Annotated in this window: 11 protein-coding genes and 1 pseudogene; 2 read left to right on the top strand and 10 right to left on the bottom strand. The window is 62.3% G+C overall.

Annotated elements, in window-relative coordinates:
- The first annotated feature begins 357 nt into the window (after positions 1-357).
- The gene (locus ACFLEY_RS11920) at positions 358-1,254 is read left to right on the top strand and encodes a LysR family transcriptional regulator (protein WP_038967682.1); all 897 of its coding nucleotides are present in this window, start codon (positions 358-360) and stop codon (positions 1,252-1,254) included.
- A gap of 10 nt (positions 1,255-1,264) precedes the next feature.
- Here ACFLEY_RS11920 and ACFLEY_RS11915 read toward each other — a convergent pair whose 3' ends face one another.
- The 10 genes and pseudogenes from ACFLEY_RS11915 to ACFLEY_RS11870 all read right to left on the bottom strand — a co-directional run bounded on the left by ACFLEY_RS11915 (position 1,265) and on the right by ACFLEY_RS11870 (position 12,839).
- Positions 1,265-2,344 (bottom strand): isocitrate/isopropylmalate dehydrogenase family protein, encoded by a 1,080-nt coding sequence (locus tag ACFLEY_RS11915; protein ID WP_060908504.1) that lies wholly within the window; start codon positions 2,342-2,344, stop codon positions 1,265-1,267.
- 81 nt (positions 2,345-2,425) lie between these two features.
- Entirely contained in the window at positions 2,426-3,907 is a 1,482-nt protein-coding gene (locus ACFLEY_RS11910; RefSeq protein WP_211433894.1) for an aldehyde dehydrogenase, read from the bottom strand.
- A gap of 98 nt (positions 3,908-4,005) precedes the next feature.
- Complete coding sequence (locus ACFLEY_RS11905) at positions 4,006-4,908, bottom strand: NAD(P)-dependent oxidoreductase (RefSeq protein WP_396604642.1); 903 nt, start codon at positions 4,906-4,908, stop codon at positions 4,006-4,008.
- Between the two features lie 90 nt (positions 4,909-4,998).
- Positions 4,999-6,063 carry an IS630-like element ISRj1 family transposase gene (locus tag ACFLEY_RS11900; RefSeq protein ID WP_026192128.1) on the bottom strand — a complete coding sequence of 355 codons (1,065 nt, stop codon included), beginning with the start codon at positions 6,061-6,063 and terminating at the stop codon, positions 4,999-5,001.
- A 55-nt stretch (positions 6,064-6,118) separates the two neighbouring features.
- Positions 6,119-7,183, bottom strand: a pseudogene (locus ACFLEY_RS11895) (IS630-like element ISRj1 family transposase).
- Positions 7,184-7,202: 19 nt separating this feature from the next.
- Complete coding sequence (locus tag ACFLEY_RS11890) at positions 7,203-7,532, bottom strand: ATP-binding cassette domain-containing protein (RefSeq protein WP_060908505.1); 330 nt, start codon at positions 7,530-7,532, stop codon at positions 7,203-7,205.
- Positions 7,533-7,536: 4 nt separating this feature from the next.
- On the bottom strand, positions 7,537-8,619 hold the full coding sequence (locus ACFLEY_RS11885) for a strictosidine synthase (protein ID WP_129557362.1): 1,083 nt from the start codon (positions 8,617-8,619) through the stop codon (positions 7,537-7,539).
- The gene (locus ACFLEY_RS11880; protein ID WP_249162895.1) at positions 8,616-10,736 is read right to left on the bottom strand and encodes an SMP-30/gluconolactonase/LRE family protein; all 2,121 of its coding nucleotides are present in this window, start codon (positions 10,734-10,736) and stop codon (positions 8,616-8,618) included. Before ACFLEY_RS11880 ends, ACFLEY_RS11885 begins: the two co-directional genes overlap by 4 nt.
- Positions 10,737-10,788: 52 nt before the next feature.
- The gene (locus ACFLEY_RS11875) at positions 10,789-11,802 is read right to left on the bottom strand and encodes a sugar ABC transporter substrate-binding protein (protein ID WP_060908507.1); all 1,014 of its coding nucleotides are present in this window, start codon (positions 11,800-11,802) and stop codon (positions 10,789-10,791) included.
- A gap of 38 nt (positions 11,803-11,840) precedes the next feature.
- Positions 11,841-12,839: an ABC transporter permease gene (locus ACFLEY_RS11870; RefSeq protein WP_060908508.1), complete on the bottom strand. Its 999-nt coding sequence runs from the start codon at positions 12,837-12,839 to the stop codon at positions 11,841-11,843.
- A gap of 378 nt (positions 12,840-13,217) precedes the next feature.
- Here ACFLEY_RS11870 and ACFLEY_RS11865 point away from each other — a divergent pair, with 378 nt between their 5' ends.
- Entirely contained in the window at positions 13,218-13,727 is a 510-nt protein-coding gene (locus ACFLEY_RS11865) for a hypothetical protein (protein WP_060908509.1), read from the top strand.
- The last annotated feature ends 107 nt before the right edge of the window (positions 13,728-13,834 follow it).

Below are 13,834 nucleotides of genomic sequence, written 5' to 3'. Positions count from 1 at the left end.
TCCGAGAAATCAGCTGCTCAAACGGTTCCCCCCGTTAAGCCGCCGATTTGGTGGGCGCACCAGGGCTCTAACCTCGGACCCGCTGATCAAGAGATTGCGACGGGTTGAGAGCAATCAATGGCTCGCCGGTCTCAGACTGGAGCTTATCCGGCCGAAAATGGGCGTCTGTCGCACGATCACAACGCTGCTTTTGCCCGGCCGACCGGGACTTGCTGCACCGCAACCTGGCTGCAGATTTCTTCGTGCGCGTGCCTGCCAATCAGCACTGGATATTGCGGGTGGCCCCATTCCGGGCAAAGAGAGGAACCCTCGTCCCCCTGCGATAAGCCGCATAGACGCCGAACAAGGTAGCAGCCGTTGTCGAACATCAATCTCAAGCTTCTCCATACCTTCCTGCTCGCGGCGGAGCACGAAAGCTTCAGGAAAGCCGCACAGGAATCGAACCGGTCTCCGTCCGCGGTGAGCATGCAGGTCCGCGGGCTGGAGGAGCAGATCGGCGTCCAGCTCTTTCGCAGAACGCCGCAGAAGGTCCTGCTGACGCCTGAAGGCCGGATCCTGTTCGAACAGGCCAAGCGTGCGCTGCAGGAGGTCCAGTCAGGGCTCGATTTGCTGACGGAAGCAGCTCAGTCGCGCAGCCGCCACATTCAGATGGCCTGCGTCCCGACGCTTGCGACTGGCTGGCTTCCGAACATCCTGGCGACTTTCAAGATCCGTCATCCGAACACCCAGGTGCAACTCATGGAGTTGCCGACCGGGCCCATGCTTGAACTGCTGCGACGGCGGGATGTCGAATTCGGAGTTGGTCCGCAGATTCCTGGCATGGAGGATTTCGAGTTCGAGCCGATCCTCGAGGATCCGCTCTATGCTTGCGTGCCGCCCGTCTTCGACGAGGGACAGTCGAGCGTCTGCTTTGCCGACCTCGTCGACAAGCCCACGATCATGCTGTCGAAATCGACTGCTGTCCGGGGATTGATCGATGACACGCTGGAGACACTCGGAATCCATCTCGATGTCCCGTTCGAGGTCCAGCAGGCCACGACGGCAATGGCCCTTGCGGCGTCCGGGCTCGGCATTGCAATCGTGCCCCGGGTCGCGCTGGTGCAGGCCGGAGTGCAGCAATTTCGCATGGTGCCGATCTCCAACCATGTCGGGCTCCGTCAGGTCGGCCTGATCACCGCGCGCGGGCCGATCCTCCGCCCCAACACCGAACGGCTGATTACCTTGATACGAACCAGCCTTGCCCAGCTCCGCTGAGCCCGGCGCATCAAAGCCGTTTCAGCAGAGCATCCACGACCTGATTGGTCGGCGCGACGCCGCCGATGTCGCGGGTCCTCAATGCGGGGTCCTCCAGCCCGGCGCACACCGCAGCTTCGATCCTGTCGGCCCTAAGCTTCAGCCGGCTATCGCGATGGCGCTGATCCAGACGCCTCAGCATCAGGATCGATGCCAGGATGGTTCCATAGGGATTGGCGAGCCCCTTTCCCGCGATGTCGGGCGCCGAGCCGTGCGAGGCCTGGAAGAAACCGATCCCGTCACCGACCTCTTCCGATGGAGCCATGCCCATGCCGCCGACCGTCGCCGCACCGAGATCGGAAATGATGTCGCCGAACATGTTCTCGGTAACGATGACGTCGAAATGAGAGGGCTTGTTGACGAGATGAACCGTCATCGCGTCAACTAGGACGTGCTCGGCCTCGATGTCGGGATAATCCTTCGCCACCTCGTCGAACACGGCACGGAAGAACGCGTAGGTCCGCAGCACATTGGCCTTGTCGCAGCAGGTCACGCGGCGCCGTCCGTCCTTCGGCGAGCCGTTGCGCGTTCTGGCCAGTTCGAACGCGAACCGTACGATGCGCTCGACGCCCTTCCGGGTCTGGACGAGGGTATCGACAGCCACTTCTTCCCTCAGTAGCGCACCCGCGCCGCGCGCGGCATAGAGCCCTTCGCTGTTCTCCCTGACGATGACGTAATCGATCGGACCCGGCCGCCCCAGGGGCGACGGAACGCCCTTGTAGAGTTTGATCGGCCGCACATTGGCAAAAAGGTCGAGCTTGAAGCGGAGCGTCAACGTGAAGTCGAGCCCGGCCTCGGTCCCGTCGGGATGGACCACGCCGGGAATGCCGGCCGCACCGTGCAGAATGGCGTCGGCTGTCCTGCAGCCCTCGAACGAGGCTGCCGGGAACGAGTCCCCCGTCTTCAGGAAATGATCGGCGCCCGCGGGATAGTCCACGAACCGCAGCGTGCCGGCCTGGACGCCGGCCTGCAGCACCGCGACCGCCGCACGCGCCACTTCAGGGCCGATGCCGTCGCCATGCACGACAGCAATTGTGTAAGTGTCTTTCATGATACTCGCTCGGTGAATTGCATCTGTGGTTGCCTCAGATTGCGCACGGCAGGCACGCATGCGATCGCATGCGTCTCAAGGTCAGTCCAGCTTGATCCAGACACCCTTCGTGTGCAGATATTCGTCGAGATGCTCGGTGCCGCCCTCGCGGCCATATCCGCTCATCTTGTAGCCGCCGAATGGCATTGCGGGATCCAGCGCGTGGTAGGTGTTCACCCACACCGACCCTGCGCGGAGGCTGCGAGAGATGACGTGGGCCTTGCTCACGTCGCGCGTGAAGACACCTGCCGCGAGCCCGTACGGCGTCGCATTGGCTCTTTCCACTGCCTCGTCGAGGGTGTCGAACGGCAGTGCGGAAATAACCGGCCCGAAGATTTCGTCACGGGCGATCTGCATATCATCGGAGACGCCGGCGAACACGGTCGGCTCGACGAAGTTACCCTTCGCAAGATTCCCCTCCCTCACGCGCCGGCCGCCGGCCACCACCTTCGCGCCCTCCTCGCGCCCGCTTTGCAGGAAGCCCTCGACCTTGTCGAGCTGTCGCTGGGAAACGAGAGGTCCGATCTCCGTCGTCGGATCCGCGCCATCGCCGATCTTCAGGGCCGAGGCGAACTTCCCGAGCCGCTCGACCAATTCATCATGGATTTTACGCTCCACGAACAGGCGCGAGCCGGCGATGCAGATCTGGCCCGAATTGGCGAATGCGGCCATCGCGGCGATCGGCACGGCCTTGTCGAGATCAGCGTCGGCGCAGACGATGACCGGTGACTTTCCGCCAAGCTCGAGAGACACCCGCTTGAGGTTGCCGGCCGAAGCCCGGATGATCGCCTGGCCGGTCGCGGTGGAGCCGGTGAAGACGATCTTCTCGACATCGGGATGCTCGGCCAGAGGCGCGCCGGCCTCCACCCCGGTTCCGGTCACCACGTTGACGACGCCGGGCGGCACGCCGGCCTCGTTCATCAGGTCCGCGATCAGCAGCGGCGTCAGCGGCGCCTCTTCCGACGGCTTGAGCACGATCGTGCAGCCGGTTGCGAGCGCGGGCCCGATCTTCCAGACCGATGCGGCCGTCGGCGCATTCCAGGGGATGATGGCGCCAACCACGCCGACGGGCTCCTTCCGCGTGAACGAGACGATGTCCCCCGGAAGCGAATTATCTACCGTCTGCCCATGGAGCGCGGTCGCCATGCCGGCGTAGTATCGCAGCATGCCGATCACGCGAAGCTTGTTTGCGCGCGTCCGGGCGATCGGCATTCCCATATCGGCCGTATCGGATTGGCTGATCTCCTCCCAGTGCTTCTCGAACAGGTCGGCGATACGCAGGAGCAGCGCCTGCCGCTCGAACGGCTTGAAACGGCTCCACGGTCCTACGAAAGCGCGTCGGGCCGCAGCGACCGCCACGCTGATGTCGGCCGCCTCGCCGCGCGGTACACGACCGATCACTTCGCCGGTCGCAGGATTGCGCGTCTCGAAGACCTTGCCCGAGCGGGCTTCCACCCACGCGCCATCGACGAACATCTTTCGGGCTCGGCCGTCGAGCGGAAATCGGATCTCAGCTTTCGTCATCGTAGTACTCCTGTCTCAATAGAGGCGATGGACGGATGCCTCGCCGTTGTCTGATTTCGCGCTTTCATAGCGGTGATTCTTCAACTCGGGCAGGGCCTCTAGGCGGCCGGATGCGGCTTCCGCAGGAAGCGCGCCAATTCCGGTATGTACGCCCCGCCGTGACCGCTCTCGACCACTGCCGCGATCGCGCCGGCAACGCCGTCCGCGATCGTCCTGGATGCGCCGGATGCGCTTGCCATGGTCCGGTAGTAATCGATGTCCTTCAACGCATTGCCGATGAAGAACGGGACCGTGCCGACGTCGTCCGTCACGATGGCTGGCGTCATACGCTGTAGCGCAGCGCCGGCCCCGCCTCCTTTGGCGAGGACATCGACGAAAACCGCGGGATCGACGCCCGCATCGGCTGCCTGTGCGGCGGCCTCGCTGAGCAGCGCCATGAACCCGATCGAGACATAGTTGTGGAGCAGCTTGAGCCGATGACCAAAGCTCACCGGCCCAACTCTTTCGACCCGCTCGGTGAAGGATGCGAGGACCGCGCAGGCATTCTGAAAATCTGTTTCGTCGCCTCCAACCAGAAGGTTCAGCGCCCCATCTTCCGCATGCTTTGCCGTGCGGGTCATGGGCGCATCGAGGAAGGCCCCGCCGGCGGTGCGGACGGCCGCGGCCATCCGCAATGTCGATTCCGGCAATGCGGTCGAACAATCGACGATGATGGTTCCCTTGCGCAGCCGGGACAAGACGCCCGCGTCACCCGTGAGAACCGCTTCGACCTGGGGCGAACCGGTGACGCAGAGGAGGATGATGTCTGATACATCTGCTACGTCAGCAGGAGTCTTGCAGGCTGTGGCACCGAGTCCGACGAGATCGTCGACGGGCTGGTTGCCCGGGTGATCGAGAAACGCCAGGGGGAAGCGGCCCCGCGCCAGGACGTTCTTCGCGATGCCGTGGCCCATCAGGCCTACGCCGATAATTCCGACCCTCGTCACGGTGACCTCGTTCATCTCTTGCATGTCCGGTCGCCGGTGTCGTGCCCCACATGATCGTGTTGGGACAGCCGGCATATGCTGTGGCAGGCCGTCTAGTACCCGGAATCAGAGCTGAGTGATACGGCGGCCTTTGAAACGGCGTTGACGGACCTTTTTCTTGGTCCAGACGAAGGGCTCGGCTCTGTCGTTGTATGCGTTGACGTAGGCATCGATGTGTTCCTGAAGCTGCTTGAGGCTCGTGAAGGAGGTGCCGCTGAGCGACTGCCCCTGCAAGATGGAAAACCATACTTCGACCTGATTGAGCCATGACGCACTTGTCGGCGTGAAATGAAATTGCACGTTGGGGTGGGCCTTGAGCCAGTCCTCGTTCTTTTTATGGGTGTTGAGGTTGTCGAGGATGACGTGAAGCTTGCGGTTCGGAAAAGCCGCGGTGACGCTGTTCATGAAATCGAGAAACTCGACGCGGCGCCGGCGTTTTGAATGGGTCGCGATGATCTTTCCGGTGGCGACTTCGAGCGCCGCAAACAATGTTGTGGTGCCATGCCGCTTGTAATCGTGGCTTTGGCCGGTCAAGGCGCGGCCATTGGGCAACTTCAGATAACCCTGCGCTCGCTCCAAAGCCTGGATCGAGGGCTTCTCGTCCACGCACAGCACAATGGCCTTCGCCGGCGGCGCGACATAGAGGCCGACAACATCGGCGGCTTTGGCCGTAAAGTTCGGGTCGTTGCTCTCGCACCAGGACTTGCGAGCCACCAGGTCAATCTTGTGGCTGCGCAGGAACCGCCAGACATATTGGACATCGACATCGCCCAGCGCCTCGGCCAGCAGGGGGCCGGTCCAGCGCGCAAACCCTTGCGGTGGCGGCTTATCCAGCAGCTTCAGAATCCGCTTGTCGGTCGTCTTCGTATAGATCGGCTGCTTGCCAGGCCGCGGCTTGTCTTGCAGCCCTTCAAGGCCATGGTCGGCATAGCGATGCCGCCAAAGGCTGACAATCCGCGGCTGGACCCCAACTTCCTTGGCGATCGACCGGGTGCTGCGCCCATCCGCCGCCAACAGAACTATCCGCGCCCGCTTCAAATCGCGCTGCAACGTCACCGGTGAGCGACAGCACGCCTCAAGCACCTTGCGATCTTTCCTCGAAAGGTGGACTTCTCTTGCTTCGGGTATCATCCCGACCTTGAATCACGACTCACGTTCCAAGAAAAGTGGGTACTAGTACCCGGAATCAGAGCTGAGTGATACGGCGGCCTTTGAAACGGCGTTGACGGACCTTTTTCTTGGTCCAGACGAAGGGCTCGGCTCTGTCGTTGTATGCGTTGACGTAGGCATCGATGTGTTCCTGAAGCTGCTTGAGGCTCGTGAAGGAGGTGCCGCTGAGCGACTGCCCCTGCAAGATGGAAAACCATACTTCGACCTAATTGAGCCATGACGCACTTGTCGGCGTGAAATGAAATTGCACGTTGGGGTGGGCCTTGAGCCAGTCCTCGTTCTTTTTATGGGTGTTGAGGTTGTCGAGGATGACGTGAAGCTTGCGGTTCGGAAAAGCCGCGGTGACGCTGTTCATGAAATCGAGAAACTCGACGCGGCGCCGGCGTTTTGAATGGGTCGCGATGATCTTTCCGGTGGCGACTTCGAGCGCCGCAAACAATGTTGTGGTGCCATGCCGCTTGTAATCGTGGCTTTGGCCGGTCAAGGCGCGGCCATTGGGCAACTTCAGATAACCCTGCGCTCGCTCCAAAGCCTGGATCGAGGGCTTCTCGTCCACGCACAGCACAATGGCCTTCGCCGGCGGCGCGACATAGAGGCCGACAACATCGGCGGCTTTGGCCGTAAAGTTCGGGTCGTTGCTCTCGCACCAGGACTTGCGAGCCACCAGGTCAATCTTGTGGCTGCGCAGGAACCGCCAGACATATTGGACATCGACATCGCCCAGCGCCTCGGCCAGCAGGGGGCCGGTCCAGCGCGCAAACCCTTGCGGTGGCGGCTTATCCAGCAGCTTCAGAATCCGCTTGTCGGTCGTCTTCGTATAGATCGGCTGCTTGCCAGGCCGCGGCTTGTCTTGCAGCCCTTCAAGGCCATGGTCGGCATAGCGATGCCGCCAAAGGCTGACAATCCGCGGCTGGACCCCAACTTCCTTGGCGATCGACCGGGTGCTGCGCCCATCCGCCGCCAACAGAACTATCCGCGCCCGCTTCAAATCGCGCTGCAACGTCACCGGTGAGCGACAGCACGCCTCAAGCACCTTGCGATCTTTCCTCGAAAGGTGGACTTCTCTTGCTTCGGGTATCATCCCGACCTTGAATCACGACTCACGTTCCAAGAAAAGTGGGTACTAGGTAGATGTTCTGTGCCACCGTCATCGACGGCACGAGATTGGTCCCCTGGTAGACCATGACAACGCCCTGCTTCAGGCCTTCGGCAGGCGTCGACAACTGCACCGGCGTCCCGTTCAGGAGCATCTCTCCGGAAGTGAGCTTGTAGACGCCGGCAAGAACCTTCGTCAGCGTCGACTTGCCGGCACCGTTCTCGCCGAGAATGGCGTGAACCTCTCCCGGCGAAACGGCGAAATCGACTTCCTGGAAGGCGGGGATCCTTCCAAACAGCTTCGTTCCGTTGCGGATTTCCAGAATTGGCTGCATGCGATTACTCCGAGAGGGCCGTCGCCGGATCGCGGATTTCCAGGACCGCGTTCGAACCGCGGCTGGCGAGGTAGAGCGCGCCTGCGCATTCGGCGGCCGCCACGACACCATGCCGCGTGCCGTCCGCGCGGGAGTGGAAGGATCCGATGGGCGTCATGCTCGCGTCGCAATACGCTATCAGCCCATAAGACCGCGTGACCGAATAGGGCTTCAGGATGCCCATCTGCTTCAGCTGGCTTCCGTGCATCGGCTCCTTGAAGCTGCGTCCTGAACAGAGTGACGGGGCCACCCAGTGCTCTTCCGGCAGCTCGTTGACCATACGGGTCCTGTATTCATCCTCGCGCAGGATGAACTCCACGAGCTGGTTGCGCACGGAATAGAAGGAAAGCCAAATGCCACCGGCAGCCGCGCGCGTCAGGCGTGCGGGATAGCCAGGCAGGCTGGTGACAAGCTCAACGGGCTTTCCAGCCGGAAGCGCCAGCGCAAGGACGCGGTGACGCAGACACTCGGAGACGAACACCTGTCCGTCTGATGCCGCCAATCCGGATGGCCACCCCAATCCGGTCGCTGCGATCGTAACCCGGTCCTTGACGAGATCGACGACGACGACTGAGCCGGAAAGATCCTTCGTCATCAGCGCACGCCGCCAGTCGAGTGCACCGACATGTTTCGACCCGTTGCACACGGCGAGCGTCGACTCGTCCAGCCACGCGATCGCGGTCGGGCAATGCAGGACATCACCTGAATGCTGCACCACCTTGCCGTCGAAGCGACCGCCCCGCACGACGAGGCCCTTGCGGTCCAGCCCGATCGCCAGCGCGTCACCCAGTCCAGCCATCGCCGAGATGGGGGCATCGAACCTTGCCACCGTCTCCGGACCTGAGGAGGAGGTCGGCCGCAGACGGAGCAGCCCGGAGCCGCTCGAGGCAAAGAGGTTGGCACCGAGAGCCACGAGGTTGTCGACCTGATCGACCAGGCAGAGGACCGGTGCGGCCTCGAGCTTCTGGTTCGACAGGAACGGGCCGTCGAGCACTGGCACCGTGACCGCGCCTTCGCGGCGCCCCAGCACATTGTCGATCCATTTCACGAGCGGCGGCCCCAATAGCTGTCCACACCGCAGAACGCGGGGTCGGCTCCCTCCAGCCGGTATGTCCCCATCCTGTTGTTGAAGATTCCGCAGAGATAAAGCACGCCCTTGTGCTCGCGCATCGAGGTGATCATGGGATGCTTCTGACCGCCCTGATCCCAATAGCTTTCGAGGATCTCGCCGCGCTCGTTGAACTTGAGAACACAACCGGTGTTCAAATTCGGCATCAGCCAGGCATCTTCGGAGCACCGCCGCGACATCCTCTTGCGGAAGCCCGGCATCTCGAGCGACAGGTCGAGCGCCGGTGTACGCATCCCCATCAAGGCCAGCCAGTAGCACCCGTCGGACGCGCGATTGATGTTGTCGGGGTAACCGGGAAGGTTCGGAATGACGACCTCCACCTCGCCCTTCTTCGGTCCATCGAAATAGTACCGACTGATCCGGCAAGCCCAGCTTTCCGCGAAGAGCAGGGATTCGTTGTCGTAGGACATGCAGATGCCGTTCGGAAACACGAGGTTCTTCAGAACGGTCCGGGTCCTTCTGGTCTTCGGGTCGTAGCGGATGATACGGCCGTTGCCGCGACTCTCGAGCGCGTCCGAATACCAGTCGTGCATCTCGAATCGCGTCGTCGCCTCGCTGAAATAGATCGTGCCATCGGGCGCGATGTCGAGATCGTCCGCGAGCTTCATGTTGGAATCGTCGATGATCGACAGCAGGCTCCGGTTCGTCTCCGCGGTCAGGCGGCGCACCGTGCCGTTCATCTCGACCTGATAGAGGCCCATTCCCGCGACGCAGATGTTGAGATGTCCCTGGCGATCGAACGCCATCCCCAGCGGCGAGCCGCCGATATGCGCCAGCACCTCCCAGCGCTGATAATCGGGCGGAAGCCAGCGCACGATGTCGCCGTGACGGTTGCCTGTGTAGAGGTTGTCGTGGCGATCGAAGATGACGTCCTCGGCGCCCTCCAGAATGCCAAGGCCGATGACGCCGACGTCGCGCAGCGTGTCGTTCGGTGCCATGGCGCCGGCGCCCAGGTCCGTCGGGATGGGGTCGGGCATGCGGGCATAGGCCGGGGAAATGTAGACGCTCCGCAGCAGCTTGTGGCGGTTCTTGACCCAGCGCACGTCAAGGAAGACGGCGGCGACAAGGATCAGACCCAGCACGAGGTCGGCCCCGGGGCCGGAGATCGCGAGCGCGAGGAAGCTGTTCGACAGGAGCAGCACGAAAACGGCCCCCATGATCGCCTTGGAGACCGTGCCCCGCCCACCACCCAGCGAGATGCCGCCCAGCACAGTGGCCGTGAGCGCCTGCAGCTCGAGTCCCGCCCCGACGTCCGACGCCGCGCTCCCGATTCGGCTCGCGAACAGGAATCCGGACAGGGCAACGAGGGTGCTGCAACAAACATAGGCGCTGAAAATCGTCCAGCGTACATTGATGCCGGCATTGTACGCCGAACGGCGCGCCCCACCGACGGCGAGTAGATGCCAGCCATACCGTGTGCGCGAGAGTACCACGTGAACGCCGATTGCGATGGCGGCCGTGATCAGGAAGGAGACCGGCGCCAACCCGATATTCGCGGTGCCGAGATATTCAAACGCAGCGGAGTCGGACATGTTGGTCACAATCGCCGTCGAGAACTCGGGAAAGACGATCTCGAACAACGATCGGAAGATGATGAGGGTGACCAGTGTCGTGAGGAACGCACGCATCCGGACATAGCCGACAAGCAGCCCGTTCAAAGCACCGCATGAGGCTCCGACAGCCAGTGTGGCAACGAGACCAGTACCAGCGCTCCATCCCTCGACATTCATGCCGATCAGGGACATCAGCACGGACAGTGCGAAAACCGAGCCGACGGACAGATCGATTCCGCCCGACATCATCACGATCGTGAGGCCGAGAACGATCAGCCCAAACTCCGCAAACTGGCGCGCGAGGTTTCCGAGCGTGGTCCATTCGAAGAAGTGCGGAACGAACGGTCCCAGGCCGAACACGAGCAGCGCCAGCGCCAGGAACGGGATGGCGCTATCGACCCACTTCTTGGTGAGGACCTCCCCGATCACGTGATCGGGGAGAAGCTTGTACCGCCAGCGAACGATATCGGTCGAAAAACTCATCTCGCTCATTCCCTGCGCTCGCCGGCCCTGGGGCCGTAGCGCGACATGCCTCTTACTTGAGCTCGTCGAGCGTCCAGCAGTTGCGGCCGGTCGCATTATTCTTGTCGACCCGCGTCACCGGCCCGAAGAACACGTCCTTGACGGCAGCCGCCTTGCGGTTGCCTTGCAGCAGCTCGGATATCTGGCCTGCCGCGATCTCGCCCTGGATGTCGGCATGGAAGTTATAGACGACGGTCAGGAGCCCTTTCTTGATGCTGTCGCAACCGGTCTGGCTTCCTGCGCCATTCGTGACGATCGTGACCTGCCCGGTCTTGCCCGCGGCTGCCACGGCAGCTCCGGCGCCGACCTCGGCGTTGTCCCAGATGCCCATCACGCCGCAGAGATCGGGATGCTGCTGGAGAACCGTCGCAGTGATCTGGCGCGCCTTGTCGGAGTCGTAATTGGCGGCCTGATCGGAGACGAGCTGAAGGTCGGGATTGGCGGCCAGCACCTCGTTGATGCCCTGGCGCATGTAGATGTTGGCCGCACCGGTCTCCACCCCGGCGAGCCAGACGACCTTGGTGGACGGGCCCTTGCCCTTGGCGCACGCCTTGGCGAGTTCGCCCATCTCGATCCGGCCCATCTCGATCCAATCGTTTCCCACATACGAATCCGTCTGGGTCGCCGACTGCATGTTGACCTGAAGCACCGGAATTCCGGCCTCCTGAGCCTGCTTCAATTGGCGCGCATAGGTCTGCACGTCCGGATTCTGCACGATCAGCAGATCGGGCTTCTCGGCGATAGCGCCGGTCAGCGCGCGAATGCCCGCCTCTGTATTCATGTTGGGATCGCGCACTTCGAGCGTGAAACCATAGCGTTGAGCATGCCGCTGCCATACCGTCACCCAGGCCTGGTTGAGGTCGAAGCCCTGGGAGATCGGAACGAAGATCACCTTCTTGCCCTTGAGGGCCTTCAGATATGCCTCTCTGCCGACCTGCTGCACCTCGGCGGCGATGCTCGGCGTCGCGGACGCAAGGCCCCCGAGCACGAGGCCCGTCAACAACAATTTTCGCAGAACTGAAACCATGATGTCCTCCCGGTTTGTAATCGCTTGAGGCGTTCGTCCTAGATATCGCCACTCTGCGAGGTCTGTTCGTCGCGCGGATTGAGCAGCGCATCGATCGCCAGAGCGCCAAGCAGGATCACGCCCTTGATGAGGTTCTGGGCCGTGAAGCTGATGTTGAGGATCGTCATGCCGTTAGTGAGAACGCCGACAAGGATCGTGCCCACGATCACATTGCGGACACCGCCCTGCCCACCGCTAAGGCCAATGCCACCAAGCACAACGACGAGAAGCACATCGTAGATCAGCGTCGAGTTGTACAGGCGCGTGTTGATGCCGGAGACCACCGCGCACATCAGGATGCCGGACAGAAATGCCATCAGGGCGCTGGCGGCATATTGCGAGATGATGACCGGCCGGGCCGGCAATCCCATGGTGCGCGCGGCGAAAGGATTGTCGCCGGTCGCGTAGATGAACCGCCCGAAGCGGGTCTTCCGCAGGAACAGGGCCACGAGTCCAGCCAGCACCGCCGCCACGCAGACCGAGACGGGAACGCCGGCGATTGTCCCTGTTCCGAGGAATGTGAACCAGCCGTGCCCCGTCGGAGCATAGACCACGTCCGACTTGAAGACGATTCGCCCCGCGCCGTAGACCACCGATGCGAGGCCGAGGGTCGCGAAGATCGGCGGCACGTCCGCCACCGCGACGAGCGTTCCGGTGCCGACGCCGACGAGGATGACGAGCAGCCCGCCAACCACCAGTGCCCAGCCAAACGGCAGGCCGGTGGTCGACAGCCAGATGCTGAACGCAACGCCGATCACCATCACCGCTTTCATGGTCAGGTCGATGCCGCGCCCGACGACGACCAGCGCCATGCCGACCGCAAGGATGCCGAGCGTCGCGACGTTGTTCAGCAGCGTGAGGATGTTCCCGGCGGTGAGAAACCTGGGCAGGAAGATCGAGAAAGCCGCGATCAGGACGAGCGTGATGCAGAAGATGACCTCCTCCTGCGTCAGCCTGAACGATGGAATTCCACGCACCAGATGCTCCGAGCGGCTCATGTTCCGGTCAACCGTTTCCGGCTTCGGAGGCGCGACCGGGCCGAGCCCTCGCGCAGGATTGACTGCTCGCGATCATCGTTGTTTCCCCGCCTGCAATAGGCTCTTCTTGGTGGGCAAGATGAGCGAGGTCTCCCCGCCTCATGCAAGGCGCTTTTTCTGACCCCCTGTTTCGTTTTTCTGATCCTCCGGCATTTTGACGCTCACACCGGCAGTGTCGTCGAGATCTCGGCCGTTGAGAAAAACTGACACCCCCGTCAGAAATACTGCGCTTCGCCGGCATTGCCTCGGCGCTTCGCCTACTTGAATATCGAAACGCGATCGGCGCCTCGACCAATCACAACGAAACAGAGCCGATTTCACCTGACAGGGAGGTAAAGTATGAAATTCCGCAGACTGCTCGCGCTCGCGGGTGTGTTCTTTGGCATGAGCACCGTTGCGCTCGCTCAAACTCAGGCCGACGATGAGTGCCTGAATCCCGGAAACGACGAACTCTTGAAGCAGGGATGCTCCTATCTCGACGAGTTCATGAAGGCGTTCAACTCGCGAGACGCGGAAGCCTGGGCCAAGACGGTCCATTATCCGCACATCCGGATCGCCGCCGGCCAGGTTCAGATCTGGAACACGCCGGAAGAATATGCGCAATCGAACGACGCGAAGCAGTTGGCGCAGGCCTCGACCTGGGCGCGTTCGGCATGGACGTATCGCAAGCTCGTGCAAGAATCCGACGACAAGCTGCACTTCATCACGCGGTTCACGCGCTATGACGCCAACGACAAGCCGATATTGTCGGCCGATTCCTTCTATGTGATCGTCAAGAAGGATGGGCGATGGGGCGCCCTGGTGCGATCGAGCTATGTCGGCATCATCGGCAAGAAGACCGCGTTCTGATGCTCCGCTGGCTTCCGCTCGAACACGGGAGCTGGCGTCGAACCGAATGCTCCTGGCTTAGGCGCGCGGCGCCACGAGCATCTTTCGTCGGGCTCCCGATCGCGGGA

It is taken from the genome of Bradyrhizobium sp. YCK136 (genome assembly GCF_044570075.1).
GTDB classification, from domain to species: domain Bacteria; phylum Pseudomonadota; class Alphaproteobacteria; order Rhizobiales; family Xanthobacteraceae; genus Bradyrhizobium; species Bradyrhizobium diazoefficiens.
Note: the sequence above shows the minus strand (reverse complement) of the source record. Positions and strands in the feature narration are given on the sequence as shown.